We start from the raw sequence: 25,192 nt of genomic DNA, 5'->3' as shown, positions 1-25,192 counted from the left end.
GAGAGGATGAGTAAAGCTGATGAGCAAGGTTGCCTTCTCCACCTATGCAGATATTATTAACGATAAGGCAGCGCTCCATAATTGGAAGGAAAATCTGATTTCAGATCCTTATCGGTCCTATCTGTATGCCTATCCACACAAAACATCCTATCGAGAATTCGAAACGAAGCTGCCGCTGTCAACGTTATGGAGCAGCGAGCCAGCAGATACTTTCTTTTTATATATGCATATCCCGTTTTGCGGCGCACGCTGCGGATTCTGCAATTTATTCACGCTGCCGGACAAGAGCGCCAAGGTACATGAGGTGTATGTCGATGCGTTGGAGAGACAGGCCAAGCAGTGGGCACCAATTATGAAGCACAAGCCGATAGCCCGCTTCGCCATTGGCGGAGGCACACCTACATTACTCGAGCCCGTACAACTGGAGCGCTTATTTCGCATAGCGGAAGAAACAATGGGGTTGGATCCAAGTGTGGCCTCTATTTCTGTAGAAACCTCTCCCGAGACGGTTACGGCGCAGCGACTCCAGATTCTCAAGGAGCGAAGGGTCGACCGAGTTAGTATGGGGATTCAAAGCTTCGTAGAGTCTGAAGCGACTGCCATCTACCGTCCGCAAAAGCCGCTTGAAGTAGAGCGAGCACTCGAGCAGTTGAAGCTTTATGCTTTTCCTATTCTGAATTTAGATCTCATTTACGGTCTTCCAGGCCAGACGATTGATTCATGGCTCTATTCGCTTGATCGCGCAATATCATACGAGCCAGAAGAGATTTTCCTCTATCCGCTGTATACGCGAGAGCAAACGATTGTTAAGCCAGAGGTGATCAAGCAGCAGGGTACGGATCATCGGATGTCCTTCTATCTTGCCGCCCGTGAGAGGCTGCTCTCCAAAGGCTATGTCCAATATTCGATGCGAAGGTTCGCGAAATTGGAGGCCGGTACAAGCAAGGTCCTTCTGCCTTATGGCTGTCAGGAAGAAGGGATGATAGGGCTAGGTTGCGGTGCACGTTCTTATACACAAGGTGTTCATTACGCTTCACGCTATGGAGTTAGCCGAAACGCAACAGCCAGTATTATCGCAGATTATGTGGAAACGGATGATTATACGACAGCGGACTACGGAATAATACTAACCGATTCAGAGCAGAAGCGGCGGTTCATTCTGAAAGCCATTCTACATATGGAAGGGCTTGCGCTGAGCAGTTATTCGGACCGTTTTGGAACCCAAATGCTCGATGATCATCCAGAATTGAAATTACTACTATCTACCGATCTTGCTTGGCTGGATGCGAATCTATTCCGCCTCTCTGTGGAAGGCATGGCTCATTCAGATGCGATAGGAGATTGGTTTATTTCATCTGATGTACGAGATCGTATGGAAGGCTATGTATACGTATGAAAGCGACCCTCTACTATCGTGGAAGCCTGACCTCCTGCAATTATGATTGCCCTTATTGTCCTTTCAGCAAGAACAAGGATAGTGCAGCAACGCTTGCAAAGGACAGATCACAATTAAATACCTTTGTTGAATGGGTACGGAATCAGGAGACGGCTGGTCACCGATTATCTATCTTTTTCAATCCCTATGGTGAAGGACTAACACATCGCTGGTATCGAGTAGCAATCGTAGAGCTGTCACATATGGCGCATGTGGACAAAGTGGCGATTCAAACTAATTTATCCGCCAATCTGGATTGGACAGCAGAATTGAATCCGGTTAAGGCTGCTTTTTGGGTGACTTATCACCCTGGACAGACAGAGGAATCCAAGTTCCTGCGACAATGTCAGCAGCTTTACCAGCGGGGAATAACCTTCAGTGTCGGTTCGGTTGGGTTAAGAAATGCCTTCGATGCCTTATCGTCGCTACGTTATTCTCTGCCTGAGGACATCTATATGTGGATTAATGCCTTTAAGGATAAACCCCATTATTATTCGGATGCCGATAGGGACTATTTGAGGGGAATCGACCCATATTTTGATATTAATGTGACAGACTACGAGAGTTTGGGGAAAGACTGCCATGCAGGCTATGACGTCTTTTATGTGCAGGGAGAAGGTCGAGTCAAACGCTGCTACAAGGATCGCCAAGTGATTGGGAACCTGTATAGGGACGGATTAGAGGGCCTTTCAAGAAAGCTTCCCTGCAAGTTAAAAGTCTGTGATTGTTATATCGGTTATATCCATATGCCTGATCTACAGCTTGAGCGGGTATATGGGGATCGAATGCTGGAACGGGTGGCATTTTCGCGGTAAGGCACTTTAGCTGGTGGACAGCGACTTATTAACCACATTAAATACTTTAATAAATCTGCTGCAGTTAAGGGAAACACGATGATCCTCTTTATCGATTAGTTAATTCAGGTTAGAACCTCTTCCGCTAATCTATGAGCCGGGGAGGTTTTTTTATTCTAGGAATCCTTCAGGTTCATGGTAACCGGAAAAAGGCATATTGATTCCAAACATCGATTAATGTATACTTTATTCAGGAGGTGGGATCATTATGATTAAGAAAAAGAAGCAGCCCTTGTACCAAACGATCGTCGATGATTTGAAGCGGAGGATAGCCGCTGGGGAATTCGAACGGACGCTGCCATTTCCATCACAGCAAGAACTAACAAAGATGTATAACACTTCGGAAATTACGACGAGAAGAGCCTTGTCTGAACTGGCCAATGAAGGCATTCTGCATCGGATACAGAAGAAGGGTACATTCTTGAAATTGGATGAAAACAATCAAATTGAAAACCTTCAAATACCGAGCCATATTAATAAAATCTTCTTTGTTTATCATACGAATCATTTATCGATTTATGAGGGAAGCTTTTATAGCGATTTCCTGGGCGGCTTGAGGAAAGCTTGCAGCGTTAAAGGGATTGAAGCGCAAATGTGGGACATGGGCGATCAATTCCAATTACCGGATGAAGACAATATCGGGCTTATTCTACTTCCGAGTCTACCACAAGCCAGCGAAATTCCTATGGATGTCTTGAGAAAATGGAAAGAAGAGGATCGTAAGCTGGTCACGATTCAATACTATTATCCGAATCTGCAAATTCCCTATGTAATTGTCGATAATTTGACTGGTGGATATTTGGCTACGGAGCATTTATTAAAGCTCGGACATACCCGAGTAGCCATCATATTAACCGGTAAATCCTATTTTGAAATGAATCAAGAGTTTACGCTAAGGCTTCAAGGTTACAAGCTGGCGCTGGATCAGCATCAGATTGAATTTGATATTGAATTAGTCAGTGTAATGGAAGGTAATGAGGAAAGCGAAGAAATGGGCTATAAAGCTTTTCAACAGCTGGCAGAACTCCCGAATCCTCCGAGTGCTATATTTGCAACGAGTGACTACAAAGCGATTGGCGTGCTTAAGGCCGCGAAAGATCGGGGCTTAGTCGTCCCCGATGATCTAAGCGTGGTTGGTTATGATAATATCTTGATCAGTCAATTTACTTCTCCGTATCTAACTACGATAAAACAAAATTCCAATCTGCTTGGCGAGAGAGCGGTGGATATGTTTATCTCGGGGGTTAGCCGAAACAATATGCGGGATGAGATCGTTCCGGAATTAATTATCAGAAGCAGCACCAAAGCGAGAAATTAAGTTTTACTAATGGGCTCAACACTAAAATAAGTGCTTCATTGTGCGAAGAAGCCCGCTGCGCGGACGGATCATTCTTAAGGGTCGCTGTTGTCTCCCTATTTCTTGATTCTATCCCTTAGGGGTAGAAATACGGAGACAAAGGCGAACGCTATCGCTTCTTCAGAACGATTCCGTCCGCTTCGCTAGGTTACTCGTATTGGCATGCACTGATTATGGTCTAGAGCCACTGGGGCTGTTCCAAAAGAGTAAACCAGAGTGAGACAATCCTATAATATGTGCAAAAGAACCTTCAAGCCACTATGAAAGTGGATCTGAAGGTTCTTTTTTATCCGAATATTACGTGAAAATAACATAGATAATTTAGCTGATCCTTTCATGTTATCATTCAAATTTCGACACAAAAAAGTATACATTTAAAATTTATCTTTAAAAGTATAATTTTATGTTGCAGAACTGTTTATTCCATATTATACTAACATCGTAGTCTACTTGAAAGCGTTGCCACAAATGAAGTGAAGGGGTGGAGAGGCGAAGCAGGGCAATTCTTTGGTATTTGTATCCTATAAGCTGATATCCAGTGGGTCATGAAACTTATTTTGAGGGGGAAGTCATTTGGCTATTAACAAATCGATTAACAAGGTCATGGTAAGTGCTCTGATTGCCGTTTCTTTATTCACTATTTCCGCATGCAGTAGTAATAACACTAGTAAGAAAGATCCGGTGAATACAGGGGATACAACAAAACCTACAAATGAGACAGATAAAACAAACGAAGGAAAGACAAATACACCTCCTGCGGAAGATCATAAGCCGGTCGAAATCACTATTAGCACTTGGGTACCGGCTGATAGTCCAGAATGGCATAAGATTTCGGATGCTTTTACGAAGAAATACCCTTGGATTACAGTCAAATGGCTATTCAATAATGGAGGTGCAGATACGCTTAAGGCAGTCACGCAAAGCATTGCATCAGGCTCTCCAATCGATGTTTTCTGGAATAATACCTTCAATGATGTGGTCACTCAGGGTTTTGCTGAGAATTTGGATCCTTACATCGCGAAGGATACTGATTTCACCTCTTATGAATTTAACAAAGGGATCTTGGAGCCATTTCAATTCAAGGGCTCGCAATATGCCCTCTCCCGCGGAAATGATACCTTTATTTTCTTCTATAACAAAGACATTTTAGCCAAATATGGCATTGATACTCCGAAAAATGATTGGACCTGGGAAGATCTGAAGGCTGCTGCTCAGAAGGCCACTCATCCTGAGGATAAGGTATGGGGAATGGCAAACAATACGATCTTTGTAAGTTTTGCGGCTGCTGATCTGGCAGCGGCAAATGGACATTCCGAGCACATCATGGATTTGAACGGTGATCTATCCACGAACATTACGTACGTGGGTGCGGATAAGGATGTCATGGACGACAACCAATGGTTGAACGACTGGGTGACGAAGGATGGAATCATGCTGAATGATAAACGCCAGAAGGATGCTGGCATTGATGGTGACATGTTCGCTTCGGGCCATGCTGCGTTCTATTATCATGTGTCTCCGACGATTCCTGGATTCAAGGCACAGTGGAAATTCAATTGGGATATTGCACCGACACCTGCAGGGACAGCGAAGCAAGTAGGTACTTCCTTCAACAACCCGATGTTCTTGAGCAAAGCCGGTAAGCATAAGGAAGAAGCCTTCTTATTCATGAAATTCTGGGCAGCATCTGTTGAAGGGCAGAAAATTCTAATGAGCATTGGCGGTACGCTGCCGAACTCTTCAAACGCAGAGATTACGGACGCCTTCAAAGCGCTGGATACGTATAAGGGCATAAATGTAGATGCACTCATCTACGCTGCCAAGATTGGTGAAACGGATCCAACCATTTACATTCCGGGTGGAGCAGATGTTGGTTCAGCAATTGGTGGCTGGGTAGCAAGCGGCTATCAAGAGGAAAAATCCGCCTATGACTACTTCCCGACGATAGCAGATAAAACGAATAAAGCTATTGCGGATGCCTTAGCCAAAACGAACAATTAGCAGTAGGTCATAGCAGGTCTATCACACTGTCGTCTAAGCTGAGGAGTTCGCTCCATGGCTTAGACGACTCTGATTTGTGAATCAAGAGGAATGGGCAAAGGAGACGTGAGGATATGGCAAGAGTTGTGTTTAATCACATCTCAAAGCGATACGCGGGAGAAAGCCGTAAATCGGTCGACGATTTTCATCTGGAAGTGAATGATGGCGAGTTTCTCGTATTGGTTGGTCCATCAGGCTGCGGGAAATCAACTTTATTGCGAATGCTGGCAGGGTTAGAAGAGATTAGCGAGGGTGAAGTGTATATCGGGAACAAGCTAGTCAATTACTTGTCTTCCAAGGATAGAAACATTTCAATGGTCTTCCAGAATTACGCGCTATACCCACATATGACCGTATTTGAAAATATTGCCTTCGGTCTGCGCCTGCGCAAACTTCCTCATCATGTGATTGAAGAGAGGGTTGCAAGAGCGGCAAAAATTCTTGAGATCGAAGCGCAGCTGCAGAAGCAGCCTCGCCAAATGTCCGGTGGTCAAAGACAGCGTGTCGCACTTGGTCGTGCAATCGTCAGGGAGCCAGATGTATTTCTGATGGATGAGCCTTTGTCCAATCTCGATGCCAAGCTGCGCGTACAGATGCGTGAGGAAATTGGCAAGCTGCATCGCAGACTTCAGACGACAACGATTTATGTTACGCATGATCAGATTGAAGCCATGACGATGGGCACTCGAATTGTGGTCATGAAAAATGGGCTTATTCAACAGGTGGATACGCCGGATGAAATCTATAATAATCCTGCCAATATGTTTGTTGCTAGCTTCATAGGGTCACCACCTATGAATTTCGTTCAGGGTCAAATTCTCCACCGGGATGGAGAGGCTTACTTCGACACAAGACGCTATTCTTTACTTATTCCAAAGGAAAAAGCCAAGCTGCTCTATTCGAAGCAGTACGATCAGAAAAAGGTGATTCTGGGGGTCCGTGCGGAGAGTATTATCACACTGCCTGTTGATCAACCTGAACATTCGGAGTGGAAGGAATCTCAATTTACGGCACAAATCGAGATGAGAGAGCTCTTGGGCTCGGATGCCTATCTCTATCTTAATAATGAAGAGCATAAGCTTGTCGCTCGGGTGGATCCTCGCGCCAAATTCGTTGAGGGTCAGAAGGTTAACATTGCCTTGGATATGGAGCGTGTCCACTTCTTCGATGTACTAACGGAGGCTGCCATATGCTGAAGCAAAGAAGACCCTATCTGTATAAAGGAGTACTGATTATCATTGCCTGCATGCTTATCGGGACATTTCCTCCATCTTCGATAACGGATGCCAGCAGCGATTCGGACACAATGGCAGCTCCTCCCGTTATTACGGCTAAAGATTATATCAACGGAACCATTCCTACCTACCTGGAGTGGTTGGCAACTACAGCAAAATCTTATGCCAATGCACCTGCACATCAAGAGCGCATTGAGGTTTCTGGCAGCAAAGTCGCGGCTTCTTCGGATCAGCAGCATTTTCAAGCTAGTGAGAATGGTTTAGTTTGGTCTGAGGGTGATAGCTGGGTGGAGTATTCTGTTACCGTGCCAGAGGATGGCTTGTATAACATCGGCTTAGCCTACGATACGGTCGATGAAGGCTCGGTCGATTTGGTACGAGGCATACAGATTGATGGCGCGACGCCTTTCATTGAAGCAGAGAATATCATTCTCAAGCGCAAATTCACACATTCGAATTTCCCTCTGAAGAGAGACGAGTTTACGAATGATATTTTACCGCATTCAATAGATACCAAAGGTTTGCGTGAAGTGAGCTTAACTGATTATACCGCTGATTCGGAGCCGCTGCGCTGGTATTTATCCAAAGGCTCTCATACGGTTAGATTGATCAATGAACAAGGTGCCATGCTGCTCAAAACCTTATATGTAGATGCTCCACGTGAGCTCCCAAGCTATGGGGAGTGGGTTAAAACAGAGCCGGCCAATAAAGAGTCCGTTTCTTCAGAAAGTAAGCCTTATCTCCAAATCGTAGAAGCTGAGAATATTACAGCGAAATCGAATACGTCCATTCAGCTTCAGTCCACTAATGATGCGCTTGTACAGCCGGATTCGCAGGGCTATATCAGGTACAATACCCTAGGCGGCGAGCAGTTTAAGACAGCCGGACAATGGGTGGAATGGCAAATCGAGGTTCCACAGGATGGAGCCTATCAAATAGGCTTTAAATATAAGCAAGCTTTTCTCAATCAATCCAACGCCTTTGAGTCGATAACGATTGATGGTCTCACACCCTTCAAGGAGCTGCTGCATGTTGCTTTTCCATATAATTCTTCGTGGAATTGGGAAGGTAAGACGCTGGGCGATGGTGAAGGAAAGCCATACTCTTTCTATCTCACTAAAGGAAAGCACAATATTCGAATGACTGCATCCTCCTCACCGATTAAACCAATCTATGAGGGCTTGCTGCGGAACATCAATCGAATCTCAGCCCTAGACCAGCAGATCCGCAAAATAACAGGGAATTATGAGAAATCATACACCACTGGCGGCAACGTCGATCCGAATCGGGATTGGCAGCTGGAGAAGTATATTCCGGATTTGAAACAGCAGCTGACGAATATTGAACAAGATCTTTTGTCGCTTGCAGATCGGCTCTCTAAAATTACGGTCGGTAAATCGGACGTGGAAATCTCTTTCCGTGCCACTGCTTCAGACTTCGCGGATATGCAGAATAAAATTCGTAATATTCCTAATCAAATGCAATTGTTTGAGGTCGATCAGCAGCAGTTGAGCGGTTGGGCGTTCCGCCTGCTGGATCAACCTTTGTTACTCGATTATCTTTGGGTCGCTCAACCGGATGCGAAGTTACCGAAAATGAAGACCGGTTTCATCCAGAAGACGAAAAGCACACTGATTAACTTCTACCATTCCTTTACGATCGATTACAACTTCACACGCAAGGATCCTAAAGCTATCGATGTTTGGGTGAACCGCGGCCGTAACTATGTGCGACTGATCCAGCAGTTGGCGGATGAGAACTTCACTCCAGTAACGGGTATTCATGTCAATGTAAACATTATTCCGGATGCCAATCTGCTCATTTTAAGTAATTTGGCTGGTAAAGAACCGGATGCCGCACTTGGACTGGACGGGGCAACCGTAGTTGATTTTGCTTCAAGGGATGCGCTTGTTGATTTGTCCCAATACCCCGATTATGCTGAGGCAGCTAAAGCCTTCAAGCCAGGGGCTCTGCGGGTGTTCCATTATGATAAGAAGGATTATGCGCTTCCCGAAACGCAAAATTTCAAAATCATGATGTATCGTACGGATATCTTGGATCAATTGGGCTTGAAGGCGCCGAATACATGGGAAGATGTCTACAATATGATGCCGACGCTGCAGCAGAGCGGGTATGATTTCTACATGCCAAGCGACTTTTTGCCTTTCTTATATCAGAATGGCGGAGAGATGTATACGAAGGATGGGCTGACATCAGCACTTGATACGAACGAGGCTTACAAGGGATTCCTGCAGTGGACCCAGCTGTACACTTTATTCCAGGTGCCCAAAGAAGTTCCAAGCTTCTTCAACCACTTTCGTCTAGGCGATATTCCAATTGGGATTACGGATTTCAATACGTATCTGCAAACGCAAGTCGCTGCTCCCGAGATTGCAGGGAAGTGGAAAATAGCGCCGATACCAGGCAACCACGATGATAAAGGTGTAGTTGAGCGTTGGGCAGGGGGTGCCTTGCAAGCTGGTGTCATCTATAACAAGTCCAATAAGCAGGAGCTGGCATGGCAGTTTCTGAAATGGTGGACATCCGAGGAAACGCAAACCCGATTCGGCAATGATATCGAAGGGATCTACGGTCGCGAATATCGCTGGAATACGGCGAATCAGGATGCATTTGTGAAATTGCCTTGGCCTCGGGCTGATTTGAAAGCAATAACGGATCAATGGCTATGGTATAAGGAAGCACCACAAGTTCCAGGAGGTTACTTTACGATGCGCAATATCACCTTTGCCTGGCAAAATGTCGTAACGGGAAGCAAAGTTCCACGAGAAGAGTTAGAGATTGCCGTTCAAAATATTAATCGTGAAATGGCGCGGAAACAAGTGGAGTTTCAACTGAGGGATCAGCTCGGAAATGTACAACATTCACTTGATATCGTTTCAGTTCCGAATCCGGCGAAGGGGGAGGGGCCATGACAACGCATACATTAATTGAACCAGAACTAGATCTGCAAACCGTAACAAAACCAGTCAAGAAGACGTTTTTGAAACGGGAGCATGTCATGGCCTATATCTTTGTTGCGCCCTTCATGCTGACATTCCTAATTTTCATTGTCATTCCCATACTAGCGGCGCTGGCGTTGTCCTTCTTCTCGTTCAACGGCTTCACTTTACCTAAGTTTATCGGCTGGCAGAACTTTCTCTCGATCATGACCCAGGATAAAATTTTCTTCCAAAACGCGATTCCCAATACGATTAAATTCGCTATCCTTGTTGGACCTGGGGGTTACTTGTTGTCCTTCATTCTGGCCTGGCTGATCCACCAGCTGCCTAAGAGTATTCGAGATCTATTCGCACTGGCTCTCTATGCGCCTTCGATCTTCCAAGGCGTAGCAATGACGGTCGTTTGGACCGTTATTTTCAGCGGTGACCGAGTGGGGTATTTGAATCAGATTCTATTAAATCTTGGCTACATCCAGACCCCAGTACTATGGCTGCAGAAACCGGATCACTTCATGTTCATCATGATCGTCATTTCACTATGGGCGAGCATGGGAGTCGGATTTCTCGCGATGCTGGCGGGATTGCAGACGGTGAATCAAGAGATGTACGAGGCGGGCAAGATCGATGGGATATCGAATCGTTTACAGGAGATTTTCTATATTACCATTCCGGCTATTAAGCCTCAGATGCTGTTTGGTGCAGTCATGGCGGTTGTTGGAACGCTCAAGGCCGGTGCCATTGGCACACTTCTCGCAACAGCGACTGGTCAGGCGATAACCCCTGCCTATTCGGGTCATTTAATAACGAATCATATTGATGATTTTGCCTTTATTCGTTATGAATTCGGGTATGCGGCGGCGTTATCAGTGATCTTGCTGGTCGTTATTTATGGATCCTCTAAACTTTCTTTCGTGCTGTTCGGAACAGGGGAGGATGAGAAATGACGGTTCAATCATGGCTTCGGACGCTGCGTAGAAAGCTGAAACTTGATGTTTTTCAAGTGATTTCTATTATTGGATTGATTGGATTAGGCTTGTTTATGCTGCTGCCTGTGTTGTTTGTCTTCAGCCAGGCGTTTAAGCCGATTAGTGAGTTGTTCGCCTATCCACCGCGTTTTGTCGTCTCGCATCCAACGCTGTTTAATTTTCAACAGCTCTTCCTGCAGTCGCAAACCGTGGTTGTACCCTTCACTCGGTATTTATTCAACAGTATAATCACGACCTCCCTCACGGTGGGCGGCATCATTATGGTTTGTGCTATGGCTGCATTTGCCTTCTCCAAGCTCACTTTCCCGGGAAGTAAGGCCATCAATTCCTTGATCATCGTTTCTTTAATGTTTGCCCCGGAATCGGTAGGCATACCTAGATATTTGGTTATTACCCACTTGGGAATTATGGATACGTATTTTGCCCATATCCTGCCCTTAATTGCCATGCCAGTGGGAGTCTTCTTATTAAAACAATTCGTCGACCAAGTGCCTAATGAACTGCTCGAAGCGGCAAAGATGGATGGAGCTCGAGAATTCACCATTTTCTTCCGAATAATTTTACCTATGTGTTTGCCTGCAACGGCAACGGTCGGCATTCTTGCCTTCCAAGCTTCCTGGGCACAGACGGAGACCTCGAATCTGTATGTAACGATCGAATCCATGAAAACATTGCCCTATTATGTGGCGACGCTAACGAATGGAGCAGCGAATAATGTTGTCGGTCAAGGTATTGCAGCAGCGGCGGGGCTGATTATATTCGTCCCCAATATTATTTTCTTCCTGCTAGCGCAGCGTAAAGTAATGGCGACGATGGCTCATTCGGGCATTAAGTAGAGGAGAGAGAGAGGAACTCGAAATGAGATGGAGAAAGATAGGAAAGTTGCCCAGCATGTATATCTTCATCCTCTGCTTTGGCTTATTGTCGCTATTCATGCCGCAGCAAGCACATGCTTCCTTGCCCTATTACACAATATCCAGCGACTCGAACGGCCGCTTTATCGGGACTCCCGATGCCTTCGTTCCAATAGCCGCATGGACGGGGTTCAAGGATCCGGAGGATTTATTCAACACGTCCAAAGATGAATTATATGTAGCAGATACTGGTAATGACCGTATCGTTGAATTGAATGCGGAAGGCCAGGTCATGCGAACCTTCCCAGATGCCTCGAGAATGAAGGATGGCAAGGCAATCGATCCGAAGGAGCAGCTTCGAAAGCCTGAGGGTGTATTCGTCACCAAGGCTGGCGAAGTGTACGTGGCGGATACGGGAGGAAGACGCATCGTCGTTTTTGGGGCAGACGGACGTTTTGCTCGTGAATATCTAGAGCCTAAGGATCCATCCATGTCCAAAACCTATTCCTTTATCCCCTCGAAGCTCATCCTTGATCGTCGCGGCTATATGTATGTGGCGAATAAGGGCGGTTATCAGGGCTTGCTCCAGCTGACCCCAACGGGAGAATTTGCAGGCTTCTTCGGAACAAACAAAGTCCCGTTAGACTGGATTGAATCCATGAAACGGAAGTTTTACAGCGATGAGCAAATGAAAGAGGAGCAAGTACGTCTGCCCGGGGCGATCACGAATTTAACGGTCGATTCCTTCGGATTTATTTATACGGTGAATCGTGATATGGGACAGGGACAATTAAGACGACTTAATTCAGGCGGAGTCGATTTGCTGAAGGATCATGATTTCGCACCCTGGATAATACCGCCCAATAAATTTTCCTTTAGCGCTGTAACCGTTGATACAGAAGGCATTATTACGGTACTAGAGTCACAGAGAGGAAGAATATACCAATATGATACGCAAGGGAATCTTCTTTTTCGATTCGGTAATTCGTCTGATGGAACGCAGCGCCTAGGTGTATTCAAACGAGCGACAGGCATTGCCGTGCAATCGAATGGTAATATTCTGGTATCTGACGGAGAGTTAAACGATATACAGGTATTCCGAAGAACGGAGTTTGGAACACTGGTTCACCAAGCTGTGAATCTGTATTCGGATGGACAATATGAGAAAAGCCAGAATTTGTGGCAGCAAATCCTACTTAAGAACGCGAACTACGATCGTGCCTACCAAGGCATAGGCAAGGCGGAATATAGGAGAGGCAACTATAGTGAGGCTATGCACTACTTCAAGGTTGCCCGCGATCCGGCTGGCTATTCCGATTCCTATTGGGAGCTGCGAATGAATTGGCTGCTCCAATATTTTGCGCTAATCATGACACCGTTACTTGCCATACTTGTTCTTGTTCCTGTAGGAAGGATTACGGCAAGGAAGCTTGGCTGGTGGGTCCCTGTGAAGAAGCGGAAACGACTGGTTGACCGAACAACGCTTGGCGGCTGGCGGTCATCAATCGCGCAATGCTTCCGAATACTACGACATCCAGTAGACGGAATGACTGAGATATCCGAAGGCTTCCGATTTAATTTTCTCTTATCGATTCTACTCGTTTTGCTCGGCTTTGCGGTAACGCTTACTGGGAAGGCAACGGCTAGCTTCATCTTCTCCCCGGTTCGGTTCGAGGAGCTGAATTTATGGACGGAGATGCAAACCTACTTACTGCCATGGATAACTTGGGTGGTATGCAGCTACTTGGTCGGTTCGGTCATGAAAGGGCAGGGAACATTCAAGCGTGTCTTCATTGTTAACAGCGTTGCTTTAATGCCCATCATCATCATACATTTGCCTACTCAGCTGTTATCTCGTGTATTGACTTTGCAAGAAGGTATTATCTATAAGCTGCTGATGAATGGAACCGAGATCTGGGTGCTGGCTCTAATCTTCATCGGAACAATGATCGTGCAAAATTACAACCTAAAGGAAGCGTTGAAGATGATTGTAGTCTCGTTGTTCACGCTTGGCTGCTTTTGGGTGTTTGGATTTGTTCTCATAGGGCTGCTCTATCAGGCAGTTGACTTCTTTATGAGAATCGGACAGGAGCTGATTGATCGTGTGGTATAAGCAGCCTTGGTTCAAAAAGCTTCGAAACCGCGCCATCGCAGTGTTTGTGATTGCTTTGGTTTTGTTTCTGATCTATCGAAATGTCGGTGGACAGCAGGCGGTCTTAAGCAGCTATCATGCAGACAAGGCCAATCAATATATGCAAGCACTTACTCTAAGCAGTGAATCTCCAAAGACGGAATCCATGAGCTATGACGGGTCGACTTGGTATTTAATGTCCAAGCAGAGCTCAGGCAGTCTATGGATGGAACCTAGCCTAGGACAAATTGCCGTGAAGACTAGTTCAGGCTTTGTATGGCTTAGCAGCCCGTCTAAGGAAGATCAGATGAAGGATACTACGAAAGGACTTTGGAAAAACAACGAAAACTCGCCTTTCCTGCTTACCTACATTGAGAAAGAGAAGCAGATAGAGGAAACGGTGAATGTGGTTGATTCCGGTGCTAAGATCGCCTGGCAATCAATCAACAATGGCGTTGGTATCCGATATTCAATGACTAAGCTCGGCTTCGAGCTCTATGTGGAATATACCTTTGATGATAACGGCTTTGTTGTACACGTTCCCGAGAATGGCGTCATTGAAGGGAATCAAAATCAAATCATTAACCTTTCCGTGTTACCGTTCTTCGGCGCAACGCTTAGTCATGAGGATGGCTATCTATTCGTGCCCGACCGATCCGGAGGGTTAATAAAATTTGATCAGCATAGAGCAGATCTCACGATTCCCTACGATTTTCCTGTGTATGGCTATGATCAATCCATTCCAATGGATCAGTTCTACCGTGAAGATATCGATTATCCTGTCTTCGGGATGAAGCGCGGAGATCAAGGCTTCATCTCCATCATTGAGGAGGGGAATACGAAGGCTAATATTGTGGGGATGCCAGCTTTATTGAAGACTGATTTCAATAACGTCTATGCCAAATTCAAATGGCGCAACTTCTATGCGCAGCAGCAAGGACTTAATGAGGACAATACGAAGAAAATATATGAAGTCAATTTAAATGCTTCACCGCTTACGATTCGTTACCAGTTCTTAGAGCAGGGAGATACAGATTATGTGGCGATGGCGAAGAAATATCGTTCCTATCTCATCGACAAGCTGCATTTAACAACAAAGCCTGGACCGGAAGATCCGCCTCTTATGCTGGATTTTATAATGGCCGCGAGCGAGCAGCCGACTCCGCTTGGAGCAAAGGTTGTTGTGGTCACTACGTTTAGCCAGGTTCAAGCCATTGTGGATGATCTTTACGCAAGCGGCGTACATCAGATGAGGGTTAGTCTTCGCGGCTGGCAGAATGGAGGCTACGCCGGATCGCTGCCCAAACGCTTCCCGGTCGAATCTGCACTTGGCGGGAATGCCGGTCTGAAGGATCTTCAAGCCGACCTGCAGAAGAAACAAATCCCTTTGTCGCTCGATGACGATCTCATGGTAGGGATCAACAAGCTGGGTAACGGCTTCTCGATCAAGTCGGATACGGTCAGACAGATTGGAGGTAAGGTGATCAAGAATTATCAAAACGGCGACTATTATAACGCTGCACTCTATTATTACTTGATCAGTCCGAAGCGAGTGGTGGAGAAATATTTGCCCAAAGCAATGAGCGGGTGGAAGAAGCTATCGATAACCGGTGTCAATTTAATAGACGAAAACGGAGATGGATTGTTCAGCGATTACAATAAAAGTAATTTCACAGATCGCCAAGCTGCGGCCGCGTATATGAATCAGATTTACGATACCATTCATAACGAGATAGGCTGGGTCGCGACGAATAAACCGTACTCGTTTACCATTGGCCATGTGGATCATATGTACGATTTTCCCGTGGGCAGCAACTACGACTTGATCATAAGCGAACAAGTGCCATTTTATTCAATCGTCCTGCATGGTCTAGTCAGCTATGCATCGAAATCAAGTAATTTGAGATTGGATCCACAAACCGAGTTTCTACGCGACATCGAGTATGGAACCCTGCCCTATTTTACGCTTACAGATGGCGATGTAAGGGATCTAAGGCGAACGCAATACGCTCCTCTTATTAGCGGGCAGTACACACTGCTGAAGAAGGAGATTCTCGCAGAGTATCAGAATTTTGTCGCTGCTGGCAAAGGGGTCTGGAATCAATTGATCGAAGGTCACCGTCAAGTTACAGCCGGCGTTTATGAAACGAGCTACGAGAACGGAATCCGTATTGTCGTGAATTATAATGAACAGCCTTATCAAGGCGAGGGCTATGAAGTTAAAGGGTTGTCGTATACAGTTCTTAGCGGAGGTGACAAGAAATGAGCGAGCATTCGTCATCGTTGAATAATCAGGAGCCTTTACAAGCCTTACATGTGAAGGATCATGCTCGTTTCAATCGCAGGCGCCGGTTAAAAGAGTCGGTGGAAGGCTATTTCTTCTTGCTTCCCTGGCTCATTGGCGCTCTTATCTTCGTCGCCTACCCGCTCATCTATTCCTTATATATGAGCTTTACCAAAGTCTCTGTAGCAACAGATGGATCGGGTTTGCAGTTCGACTTTCTAGGTTGGAAAAACTATGTTTATGCTTTTATCAGCGATAATGAGTTCCCCGTTCAAATGTTCTTGTTCGCACGCGAGACGGTACTCACCATTCCGATTACGGTTATTTTTGCTTTATTGGTTTCAACGCTGCTCAATCAGAAGTTTGGCGGACGGATGATGTTCCGTACCTTGTTCTTCCTTCCTGTTATTTTCGCGACTGGACAGGTGTTGACAGCACTGTTCAGCCAGGGACAAGGGAAACTGCCATTTGCTGACCAGTATAACCTCTCAGATGTGCTCTATAATGTACTTCCGGTAAGTATAGCCGAGGTACTCGTAGGGCTGCTTGGGAAATTCATTATCATTCTATGGTCGTCAGGTATTCAAATCGTTCTTTTCTTAGCAGCCTTCCAAACGATCTCACCTTCGGTCTATGAGGCAGCGAGAATCGACGGAGTAACGCCATGGGAGTCCTTCTGGAAAATCACTTTTCCGTCTATCGTTCCTTTCATTTTCTTGAACCTGATCTACACGGTTGTCGATCAAACGACGAGCCCGTTTAATCCGATTCTCAAGTTAATCTCCAAGAATATGGGAGATCCCAATACGGGCTTCGGCTATTCGAGCGCTCTGGGGTGGATGTACTGCGTCTTGATCTTCATTCCCATAATAATTCTCGGAATAGCTGCAAAATTGTTGGAAAAAGGAAGAAGGTGAATCGCATGCCCAGCGGAATCAATACGAAATTACAGCAGTGGGTGGGATCGAAGCGTGATGAAGCGTCAGGCGTTGGCAGAAAGCTATGGCAGCCACTTCATAAATTCCTTCAACGCGGACACAAGGTTGAGCGTACTCGGGTGTATGTGCTAGGAAGACAAATTACGGATGGCTTACTGTTCAAGTTTGCCATCTATGCGATATTGACTGCCGTTGCGGTCATTTACTTGCAGCCCGTGCTTTATATGATCTCCACCTCGCTGAAGCGGAATGAGGATTTGTTCGATCCAACTGTTACTTACTTCCCCAAAGTACTCGATTGGGAGAACTACAGAATAGCCTTTAAGGGATTAAAATATGTGCAGGCATTGTGGCAAACTGCATTAGTCGCTCTCTTGGCGGCATTATTCCAAGTAGGCTCGTGCGCGCTTACTGGATATGCGTTTGCGAGATTACGCATTCCGGGGAAGAAGTTCTGGTATTTCATTGTTTTGCTAACCTTCTTAGTTCCGGTTCAAACATTAGTCATCCCGATCTTCGTCGTCTATTCCAAACTTGGTTGGTTGAATGGACCGCTGCCATTCTTGATTCCGGCTTTGCTTGGGCAAGGCTTGAAGGGAGCGTTGTTCGTGATGATCTTCCGCCAATTCTTCTCCACGCTGCCCAAGGAGCTGGAGGAAAGCGCTAAGATGGATGGATCTGGCTCCTTCCGAACCTTTGTTAAGATTATGCTGCCACTATCTAGACCGGCGATGCTCGTCGTCTTCTTATTCTCCTTTGTGTGGCATTGGAATGATTATTTCGAGCCAGCGATGTACCTGCAATCCGGCAAGTTTCTGATGATGGCGAACCAAATGTCCCAAATGCCGGCAAATCTATCCGTAGCTGCCGGGAACGCGATAACGGCTCCTAATTTGATTGAAACCCAGATGATGGCTGGCGCCTTTCTCGTTATTTTGCCACCTTTATTGCTTTACGCATTTGCTCAACGTTACTTTGTCGAAGGCATTGAACGAACAGGTGTTGTCGGGGAATAAGAAAGAGGAGGGTTTTGGATGAAAATAACGGCTGTTGAATCCTTTACTGTCAAGCTGGATGAGCAAGCAAACGCTCAAGATCATCGTTATACAACACTTGGAATGACGCGCATACGGACGGATGAAGGAATTACGGGCTACGGGTTCCGCACGACCGACGAGGAAGTGCTCCGGAGCAGAGTTAGACCACGGCTAATCGGTTCGAATCCTTTGAATATTATGGAGCATATGAATAGCGGTGCTCTTGCTGGCTGTGCAACAGTCGAGAATGCCCTATGGGATATTGCCGGTAAAGCCGCAGGGCTTCCGATTCGCAATCTTCTAGGCAGCGCGAGTGAACGCATTCCCTATTATTTGACCTGTGTATGGCCGGGGAATACCGATCAATCCCATCTTACAATTGAGGAACAAGCAGACCAAATTGCCTTGTATCATGCAATGGGACATACCAGATTCAAAATTCGCGGGTGGAGACCCGATCCGATGGATGATGTACGTGTCTTTGAAGCGGTGCGGAAGAAATGCGGCAGCAGGGACAAAATCGAACTGATGATCGATCGTACTGCCCATCTGCCAGGCTGGGTGTGGACGTATGAGCAAGCATTAGAGGTTGCCCGCGGGCTGGAGGCAGTCGATGCCACTTGGCTTGAAGAACCTTTTGCCCGTGATGACATTGCATCCTATCGTCGACTTGCTAGCGAAGTAGATATCCCCATTACTGGCGGAGAGTTCTCGAATGACCTTACTGTATTCCGTGACTATCTGAGCGGCTCTGCCGTTGATATTATCCAACCGGATGTGTTTATTAGCGGCGGTATATGGGCGACTCGCAAAGTGGCGGTATTGGCGGAGGCTTTCGGCAAGCCCTGTGTACTACACGGGACGAATGGACCTGATTTAGCTGCTTCCCTTCAAGTGGCCTCTACGATTCAAAGCTGCAGGATGATGGAATTTGCTCTCATTTTCCCACCGCTCACGCCGGAGGAAATGTGGGAGCCTTTGAATCGGATACTTAAATACCCGACGTTATATAAGCTCAAGGATGGGTATATTGAACTGCCCACAGCGCCTGGACTTGGAATTGAGCTCGATGAAGAAGCAATAGAAGCATTGCGAGTGAATCGATAAGTCTTCTTTTGGAATAGAAGGGTGCCTAGGAGGGTAAGCGATGAGTGATAGATTAACTGGTAAAGTCGTGCTTGTCACTGGCGGGAGCCGTGGAATTGGCAGTGGTATTTGTAAGGAACTGGCGCTAGCAGGAGCTAGTGTCGCACTGAACTATACGAGTAACGATGTCGAAGCGCGTAAAGTGGCAGAAGAAATACAAAGCTTAGGCGGCAAGGTACGAATCTATCAAGCAGATGTTTCGAATAAACAGCAGGTCGATGAGATGGTAGCGAGTGTCATTATGGATTTCGGTACCATCGATAGCTTGGTTAATAACGCTGGCATCTGTCCTTTCCGGTCGTTCTTTGATATCACGGAAGAGATCTGGAATAAGACAATTGAGGTTAACTTATCCGGCATGTTCTTCTGTGCTCAGGCTGCCGGTCGTCATATGCGTGATCAAGGGAAGGGCACAATTATTAATATCGGTACGGTTACTTCCATGCGCGGCGGGTCCCAACAGGTTCATTACGCTTCGAGCAAAGGGGGGGTCAACGCCTTCACTATCTCTCTGTCCAATGAACTTAGAACATATGGAATTCGAGTAAACGCCATTCTTTGCGGCGGTGTACCTACAGACATTAACAAGGAGCAGTTTGCGAGCAATAAGCAAACCATGCCCAATCCAGCGACTCAAAGAGGTATCAGAGACTTGGGAACACCAGAGGACCTTGGCAAAGCGGTCGTTTATTTGGCATCAGATGATAGCGAATGGGTGACAGGATCTCTAATGGCGGTTGACGGCGGAGCGTTAGTCAGGAATGCGTAAGCGGATTCACCAAATCCATTGGAATGAGGCGTTCATATGAAAATCACTCGTATCAACGTGTATGTCACAGGTCCGCAGAAGAATACAATTCAAAGTCAAGCTCAGGATCTTGAGCCAGCGAAGCCGAACAAGGGCTCTTGGTTATCCGAAACGGTCATTGCTAATCCAATGTCAATTTATCCTGAATACTTCGATCGACGGTCGCTCTGGACGGGAATGGGCGGAAGGACAATTGTACAGATAGAGACGGATACGGGTGTGACCGGCCTCGGCGAGAGTGCGGGCGGCCGCGCGAGTGCAGTTATTATCAAGGATCATCTTAGCGGCTTGTTGATCGGAAAGGATCCAAGACAGGTTGAGAAGCTTTGGGATATTATGTTTCGCTCATCGCTAACTTACGGACGGAAAGGTTCTCCGATTATGGCAATCTCTGCTGTTGATCTGGCGTTGTGGGATTTGATTGCAAAGGCGAGAAACGAACCGCTCTATCAGACACTAGGTGGGGCTGTTAAAGATAAAGTGCAGGCATATGTAACCGGGAATGATTTCGAGAAGACGAAGGAGCGCGGCTTTTTGGGGCAAAAGCTTGCCATGCCGTATGGACCCGTCTCCGGGAAAGAAGGCATGGACAAAAACGTCGAGCTAGTGCGCAAGGCAAGAGAAACGCTTGGCCCAGACAAGGAAATTATGCTCGATTGCTTCATGGCCTGGAACGTGGAATATACGATCCGGATGGCTGAGCTAGTGGCTCCTTACCGGGTGAAATGGATTGAGGAATCTCTTCCGCCTGATGATTATGTGGGTTATGGAATCATTAATCGTAAAGTAACGTCATCTGCGATCGCGACTGGTGAGCATGAATATACCCGCTTTGGATTTCAACAGCTGTTGGATGCGCGGGCTGCAGAAATTCTGCAGCCGGATATTTGCTGGTGTGGCGGCATATCCGAGGTTCGCAAAATCTGTGCATTGGCGTCAGCGCAGCATATCCCAGTGATTCCGCACGCAGGAGGCTTACAGCCTTGGGCTCTTCATTATATTTTTGCGGAAATCAATATACCCTATGCTGAATTTGCTTACATCCATGGAGCAGATGTGGATAATTACGATAACATTTTTACAGGAGTTGAATTGCCGCAATCCGGCTGGTTCTCGCTCCCGACAGGTATAGGTGCCGGAATTGAGCTGCGTGAGAATGCCCATGACTATTTATATGAAGTCTAGGAGGCTTTAAGAGATGACGTATTACCGCATTCAATGTTTGAAAACCGCCTCACATACAGCGCCCGAGCCCGTCTTTCTTTTCATGAAAGGTTTCAATCGAACACGGGATGTGAATTGCTACTTTTGGCTGATCCAGGGCGAAGGGAAAACGATACTGGTGGATACTGGTATGGGCGGCAGCTATCCGAACCAGTTGAAGGAAAGCGCCAAAGGCAGTGAAGCGGGTTTCCCAGTAGGGCCTGGTGAAGATACGCTGAGTCAGCTGGAAAACCATGGGCTTAAACCCGAGCAGATCGATATCGTTATATTAACGCATCTTCATTACGATCATATCGCCAATATCCCGTTATTTACGCATGCTGAGATCGTCGTGAATAAAGAAGGCTGGGAAGCGGCGAGACATCCCATCCATAAGGTGTTTGATCAGTTTCCTCACGATGTGCTGGACTATATGGTTGAGAACATGCAAAGTAAGCTTCGACTGGTCGGCAAAGAAGAAGAGGTTGCTCCAGGCATTCGCGTAATCTGGACAGGAGGGCATACCGCTTGCTCCCAAGCCGTTCAGATTGCGACGGATATTGGCCGCGTTGTGCTTACTGGGGATGTGGCCTATTTGTACGATAATTTGGAAGAGGATCATCCAATTGGTTATGGCGTGAACGTATACGAATCTGTGGAAGCGCTGAGACGCCTGAAGGCGGCGGGAGATGTACTGCTGCCCGGACATGACAAGGAGATTATGACGCGCTATCCAGAAGGTAAAATCAATTAAGAGAGTAGGAGTGTTGGTATGCGAGCGATGGTGTGGACTGGACCGAACATGATGAATATTTTGGATAAAGAAATACCTGAGCTTGGACCTACCGAGGTGCTGATTAAGGTAGAGACAGTGGGGATCTGCGGTTCTGATCTAGAGGGCTACCTTGGACATAACAGCCTGCGTGTTCCTCCGCTTCAGATGGGGCATGAATTCGCTGGCATTATTGCAGCTGTAGGAAGTGAAGTGACGAATCTTCAAGTGGGGAAGCGGGTTGTCGTTAATCCATTAATCACCTGTGGTGACTGCTTGCAATGCAAACGTGGCTCGCACAGCTTATGCAAGACTCGTCAAATCATTGGTATCCATCGGCCAGGCGGTTATGCGGAATATGTTACGGCGCCTGATTCCAATGTGTATCCGATCGAGGATCATCTATCCTTCGAGACGGCTGCTCTAACCGAGCCGCTTGCCTGCTCCTTGCGCGCAACTCGAAGAGCGATGGAGAGGCATGATTCACCTCATGTTGTGGTTATTGGCGCGGGTTCCATCGGATTGCTCTCTGGATTCGTTGCAAGAATCTTGGGTGCTGGTAAAATCTATTTATTGGATGTGAATGAGGAGCGGATAGCAACGGCTAAGAAGTTCTCATTCGACGATGTCTTTCATAGTGGGACGCCCAATCTGATTGACCATCTACAAGGACTGGCGGGCAATATTGATGTTATTATTGATGCGGTTGGTCTGCAAAGTACAAGAGAACTCGCCATCAAACTCGTTGAACCCGGCGGAACCATTATGAACATTGGAATTGGCATCGATGGTACGAATCTTCCTGTGAATCATCTGATTCGTTCGGAAATCGAGATCAAAGGGTCTTTTTGTTATTCTGAACAGGACTTCATCGATTCTCTTCAACTGCTGACAGATGGAAGAGTGAGCGAGCATGGCTGGAGTGTGATCCGTTCACTGGAAGAAGGTCCGAGTTCCTTTGCGGAATTAACATCAGGGAAAAGCGGGGTAGGCAAAATATTGCTGCATCCTTCTGATTCCACCGGAATGGCGAGGAAAAACCAAGGGCTTTCTGGATGGAATTGTATGGAACGGAGCAAAGGGACTTCCAGCTAACGGCTTGCTGCTTTCAGAATATGGATGTGCTGCGAAGTTTGATGCGCGTCCTTGCCGATCGTCTGAAGGGAATGGATTAGAAGGGCCAATAAGGAAAGCCGGCTGCATAGGGCAGTCGGCTTATTCTCTATTTCTTCACAATAGGTACCCATACTTCACACCGATAGTCTTCCGTTGTCGGATCACCGGGAGGATATACTTCAAGATCGGGTCCACCGGAATGTTCATAGCCAGTAGCGGGAAACCACTCTTGAAAAACTCTTTGCCATATGTTCTGAATGGCTCCAGGCATTGGTCCTATAGAGGTGAACACGGCCCAGGACGAAGCGGGAATGACCTTGGAGACAAACTCATCAGCCGTTGCCTCTGAGTGAGACTTTACTGCAATCAAATAAGTAAATTCTTCATTGCTATGCTCCATGTCCATACAAATGCCAAGGATATCCTCGTCTGCACCTATTGAACAGAGCTTCTGAGCTGTACCATCTTCGTGACATTGCCTCCAAAATTCAGGGATTCGTCTGAAATTTTCTCCAGCCTTTGTCGAAACTTGAATAGACTTACCAATTACCGGGAACGCATCTTTCTCAATGATTCTATAATCCATATCCAAATCTCCCTTCAGTGATAGCTGGAAGGAAATGCGGGGAAAGGCCTTAAGGCTAACCTCCGGATTACGGGCTTCTGATGGCGTTACACCATGGATCTTCCGAAATGCTTTGGAGAAGGATTCAGGAGAGTCATAGCCATATTTGAAAGCAACATCCACTACTTTAGCTGTTGATATTGCCAATTCTTGAGCAGCTAATGTTAGTTTGCGTTTCCGACTATATTCAGCCACCGTCATTCCAGTTAACATATGGAACATCCGTTGAAAATGAAAGGGGGAGGAATAGGCTGCTTTTGCAATTTCAGTAATATCCAGCTGTTCTTCCAAATTCTCCTCCATGAGTTCAAGAGCGTTCTTCATCCGAGTGAACCAGTCCATACCGCATCACCTCCCTTTGTTGATATCTTATCATCAACTTGGCAGCCAATCCTGTCATTGCGTGCTATTTGTGCACGAGCTTCGGTTGTTAGAAACCATTATACAAATAATAAGCCGCTAAGCAACAGCACGGAGAACCGAGCCATTGAAGCGGCAGTTTCTTAATGAATGGATATACTAGCAATTCCGTCCATTGTATTCAAATAGCTGTTTCACCGGCGCCGCATCACGCTGAAGATGATTATCTAGTCATAATTAGAAACTCTGTTCCCTTATTATCGAATGACGTCAATGGCTTAAACCCGGCATTTGTATAAAGAGCGATTGCTCTCTTATTGAATGTCGCAACGCTTAAACGAAGTCTATGAGAAGGAAAGGTTTCACTCGCATAATTCATACAAGTTGTTAAGAAGAGCATACCCATGCCTCTTCCTGTAAGATCAGGTCTCATACCTAGACCGAGATCGAGCATTTGATCCTCATGGTACAAGTTAAACTGTCGTCCACCTGGAACTTGCGCATTGGAACCGAAGCAGCAAAAGCCAATCAATTCATTATGTTCTCGCTTTAACGAGAAATAGGTACCATCCATTAATTCTTTAATGCTCTCTGGACTGTCGTCATAATCGTAAAACGAATACTTACCTGAATATTTCCATCTCGTGATCTGAATGGCATCCTCTAATGAAACGGTGCATACTTTCATGAGTTAGCACCCCCCGACATATGGTTTTATATCCCTACTATAAACACTATCTGATTGATAAGCTAAATATTCCAAGTCAATGAAGACAAAGAATGGTTGAGTGTTAAAGGAAATATAGAGTATTATTACAAGGAAAAGTATAGCAACGCTCTTTAATTAATGCTATTAAATAAAGGTTATAAACCATAAACAAAGCGAAGCGGACGGAATCGTTCTGAAGAAGCGATAGCGTTCGCCTTTGTCTCCTTATTTCTACCCCTAAGGGATAGAATCAAGAAATAGGGAGACAACAGCGATCGTAAGAATGATCCGGCAGCAAAGCGGATTTCTAAGCACAAGTTTTCGAATTTATCAAGCACTTAT

General features: G+C 46.2%; 19 protein-coding genes. 17 read left to right on the top strand and 2 right to left on the bottom strand.

What is annotated here, in order from left to right; translation table 11 throughout:
- Positions 1-19: 19 nt before the first annotated feature.
- From EKN16_RS08165 to EKN16_RS08085, 17 genes are all read left to right on the top strand, one after another.
- Positions 20-1,396, top strand: a complete 1,377-nt coding sequence (locus tag EKN16_RS08165; protein WP_125655291.1) for an STM4012 family radical SAM protein — start codon at positions 20-22, stop codon at positions 1,394-1,396.
- Positions 1,393-2,250 (top strand): STM4011 family radical SAM protein, encoded by an 858-nt coding sequence (locus tag EKN16_RS08160; RefSeq protein WP_125655289.1) that lies wholly within the window; start codon positions 1,393-1,395, stop codon positions 2,248-2,250. Before EKN16_RS08165 ends, EKN16_RS08160 begins: the two co-directional genes overlap by 4 nt.
- A 247-nt stretch (positions 2,251-2,497) precedes the next feature.
- A complete protein-coding gene (locus EKN16_RS08155) occupies positions 2,498-3,607 on the top strand; it encodes a substrate-binding domain-containing protein (RefSeq protein WP_125655287.1) in 1,110 nt (369 codons plus the stop codon).
- Positions 3,608-4,219: 612 nt separating this feature from the next.
- Complete coding sequence (locus tag EKN16_RS08150; RefSeq protein ID WP_125655285.1) at positions 4,220-5,647, top strand: ABC transporter substrate-binding protein; 1,428 nt, start codon at positions 4,220-4,222, stop codon at positions 5,645-5,647.
- 113 nt (positions 5,648-5,760) lie between these two features.
- On the top strand, positions 5,761-6,882 hold the full coding sequence (locus EKN16_RS08145; protein ID WP_125655283.1) for an ABC transporter ATP-binding protein: 1,122 nt from the start codon (positions 5,761-5,763) through the stop codon (positions 6,880-6,882).
- Positions 6,876-9,854, top strand: coding sequence for an extracellular solute-binding protein (locus EKN16_RS08140; RefSeq protein WP_125655281.1), 2,979 nt, complete (start codon positions 6,876-6,878; stop codon positions 9,852-9,854). The genes EKN16_RS08145 and EKN16_RS08140 overlap by 7 nt, the downstream gene beginning before the upstream one ends.
- Complete coding sequence (locus tag EKN16_RS08135; RefSeq protein WP_125655279.1) at positions 9,851-10,825, top strand: carbohydrate ABC transporter permease; 975 nt, start codon at positions 9,851-9,853, stop codon at positions 10,823-10,825. Before EKN16_RS08140 ends, EKN16_RS08135 begins: the two co-directional genes overlap by 4 nt.
- A complete protein-coding gene (locus tag EKN16_RS08130; protein WP_125655277.1) occupies positions 10,822-11,703 on the top strand; it encodes a carbohydrate ABC transporter permease in 882 nt (293 codons plus the stop codon). The genes EKN16_RS08135 and EKN16_RS08130 overlap by 4 nt, the downstream gene beginning before the upstream one ends.
- A gap of 22 nt (positions 11,704-11,725) precedes the next feature.
- A complete protein-coding gene (locus EKN16_RS08125; protein ID WP_183530798.1) occupies positions 11,726-13,834 on the top strand; it encodes a YIP1 family protein in 2,109 nt (702 codons plus the stop codon).
- Positions 13,824-16,118, top strand: a complete 2,295-nt coding sequence (locus tag EKN16_RS08120) for a DUF5696 domain-containing protein (RefSeq protein WP_125655273.1) — start codon at positions 13,824-13,826, stop codon at positions 16,116-16,118. Before EKN16_RS08125 ends, EKN16_RS08120 begins: the two co-directional genes overlap by 11 nt.
- Positions 16,115-17,053 carry a carbohydrate ABC transporter permease gene (locus tag EKN16_RS08115; protein ID WP_125655271.1) on the top strand — a complete coding sequence of 313 codons (939 nt, stop codon included), beginning with the start codon at positions 16,115-16,117 and terminating at the stop codon, positions 17,051-17,053. The genes EKN16_RS08120 and EKN16_RS08115 overlap by 4 nt, the downstream gene beginning before the upstream one ends.
- A gap of 5 nt (positions 17,054-17,058) precedes the next feature.
- Complete coding sequence (locus EKN16_RS08110) at positions 17,059-18,090, top strand: carbohydrate ABC transporter permease (RefSeq protein WP_125655269.1); 1,032 nt, start codon at positions 17,059-17,061, stop codon at positions 18,088-18,090.
- Between the two features lie 18 nt (positions 18,091-18,108).
- Positions 18,109-19,218: a mandelate racemase/muconate lactonizing enzyme family protein gene (locus tag EKN16_RS08105; protein WP_125655267.1), complete on the top strand. Its 1,110-nt coding sequence runs from the start codon at positions 18,109-18,111 to the stop codon at positions 19,216-19,218.
- Positions 19,219-19,258: 40 nt separating this feature from the next.
- Positions 19,259-20,026, top strand: a complete 768-nt coding sequence (locus tag EKN16_RS08100; protein WP_125655265.1) for an SDR family NAD(P)-dependent oxidoreductase — start codon at positions 19,259-19,261, stop codon at positions 20,024-20,026.
- A gap of 36 nt (positions 20,027-20,062) precedes the next feature.
- On the top strand, positions 20,063-21,250 hold the full coding sequence (locus tag EKN16_RS08095; protein WP_125655263.1) for an enolase C-terminal domain-like protein: 1,188 nt from the start codon (positions 20,063-20,065) through the stop codon (positions 21,248-21,250).
- Positions 21,251-21,263: 13 nt separating this feature from the next.
- Positions 21,264-22,022, top strand: a complete 759-nt coding sequence (locus tag EKN16_RS08090) for an N-acyl homoserine lactonase family protein (RefSeq protein WP_125655261.1) — start codon at positions 21,264-21,266, stop codon at positions 22,020-22,022.
- Between the two features lie 18 nt (positions 22,023-22,040).
- A complete protein-coding gene (locus tag EKN16_RS08085) occupies positions 22,041-23,135 on the top strand; it encodes a zinc-dependent alcohol dehydrogenase (RefSeq protein ID WP_125655259.1) in 1,095 nt (364 codons plus the stop codon).
- Between the two features lie 127 nt (positions 23,136-23,262).
- Here EKN16_RS08085 and EKN16_RS08080 read toward each other — a convergent pair whose 3' ends face one another.
- Together EKN16_RS08080 and EKN16_RS08075 are read right to left on the bottom strand one after the other, a co-directional pair.
- Positions 23,263-24,123, bottom strand: a complete 861-nt coding sequence (locus EKN16_RS08080) for an AraC family transcriptional regulator (RefSeq protein ID WP_125655257.1) — start codon at positions 24,121-24,123, stop codon at positions 23,263-23,265.
- A gap of 241 nt (positions 24,124-24,364) precedes the next feature.
- Positions 24,365-24,829 carry a GNAT family N-acetyltransferase gene (locus tag EKN16_RS08075; protein WP_125655255.1) on the bottom strand — a complete coding sequence of 155 codons (465 nt, stop codon included), beginning with the start codon at positions 24,827-24,829 and terminating at the stop codon, positions 24,365-24,367.
- Positions 24,830-25,192 lie beyond the last annotated feature (363 nt).

The sequence above is a fragment of the Paenibacillus baekrokdamisoli genome (assembly GCF_003945345.1).
GTDB lineage: Bacteria > Bacillota > Bacilli > Paenibacillales > Paenibacillaceae > Paenibacillus_Z > Paenibacillus_Z baekrokdamisoli.
Note: the sequence above shows the minus strand (reverse complement) of the source record. Positions and strands in the feature narration are given on the sequence as shown.

Bases quoted from the DNA above. Each gene is read 5' to 3' on its own strand.
- EKN16_RS08140 (WP_125655281.1), top strand. From the start codon at position 6,876: ATGCTGAAGCAAAGAAGACCCTATCTGTATAAAGGAGTACTGATTATC.
- EKN16_RS08135 (WP_125655279.1), top strand. From the start codon at position 9,851: ATGACAACGCATACATTAATTGAACCAGAACTAGATCTGCAAACCGTA.
- EKN16_RS08145 (WP_125655283.1), top strand. From the start codon at position 5,761: ATGGCAAGAGTTGTGTTTAATCACATCTCAAAGCGATACGCGGGAGAA.
- EKN16_RS08095 (WP_125655263.1), top strand. From the start codon at position 20,063: ATGAAAATCACTCGTATCAACGTGTATGTCACAGGTCCGCAGAAGAAT.
- EKN16_RS08125 (WP_183530798.1), top strand. From the start codon at position 11,726: ATGAGATGGAGAAAGATAGGAAAGTTGCCCAGCATGTATATCTTCATC.
- EKN16_RS08115 (WP_125655271.1), top strand. From the start codon at position 16,115: ATGAGCGAGCATTCGTCATCGTTGAATAATCAGGAGCCTTTACAAGCC.
- EKN16_RS08130 (WP_125655277.1), top strand. From the start codon at position 10,822: ATGACGGTTCAATCATGGCTTCGGACGCTGCGTAGAAAGCTGAAACTT.
- EKN16_RS08155 (WP_125655287.1), top strand. From the start codon at position 2,498: ATGATTAAGAAAAAGAAGCAGCCCTTGTACCAAACGATCGTCGATGAT.
- EKN16_RS08165 (WP_125655291.1), top strand. From the start codon at position 20: ATGAGCAAGGTTGCCTTCTCCACCTATGCAGATATTATTAACGATAAG.
- EKN16_RS08105 (WP_125655267.1), top strand. From the start codon at position 18,109: ATGAAAATAACGGCTGTTGAATCCTTTACTGTCAAGCTGGATGAGCAA.
- EKN16_RS08100 (WP_125655265.1), top strand. From the start codon at position 19,259: ATGAGTGATAGATTAACTGGTAAAGTCGTGCTTGTCACTGGCGGGAGC.
- EKN16_RS08110 (WP_125655269.1), top strand. From the start codon at position 17,059: ATGCCCAGCGGAATCAATACGAAATTACAGCAGTGGGTGGGATCGAAG.
- EKN16_RS08080 (WP_125655257.1), bottom strand. From the start codon at position 24,123: ATGGACTGGTTCACTCGGATGAAGAACGCTCTTGAACTCATGGAGGAG.
- EKN16_RS08090 (WP_125655261.1), top strand. From the start codon at position 21,264: ATGACGTATTACCGCATTCAATGTTTGAAAACCGCCTCACATACAGCG.
- EKN16_RS08085 (WP_125655259.1), top strand. From the start codon at position 22,041: ATGCGAGCGATGGTGTGGACTGGACCGAACATGATGAATATTTTGGAT.
- EKN16_RS08075 (WP_125655255.1), bottom strand. From the start codon at position 24,829: ATGAAAGTATGCACCGTTTCATTAGAGGATGCCATTCAGATCACGAGA.
- EKN16_RS08160 (WP_125655289.1), top strand. From the start codon at position 1,393: ATGAAAGCGACCCTCTACTATCGTGGAAGCCTGACCTCCTGCAATTAT.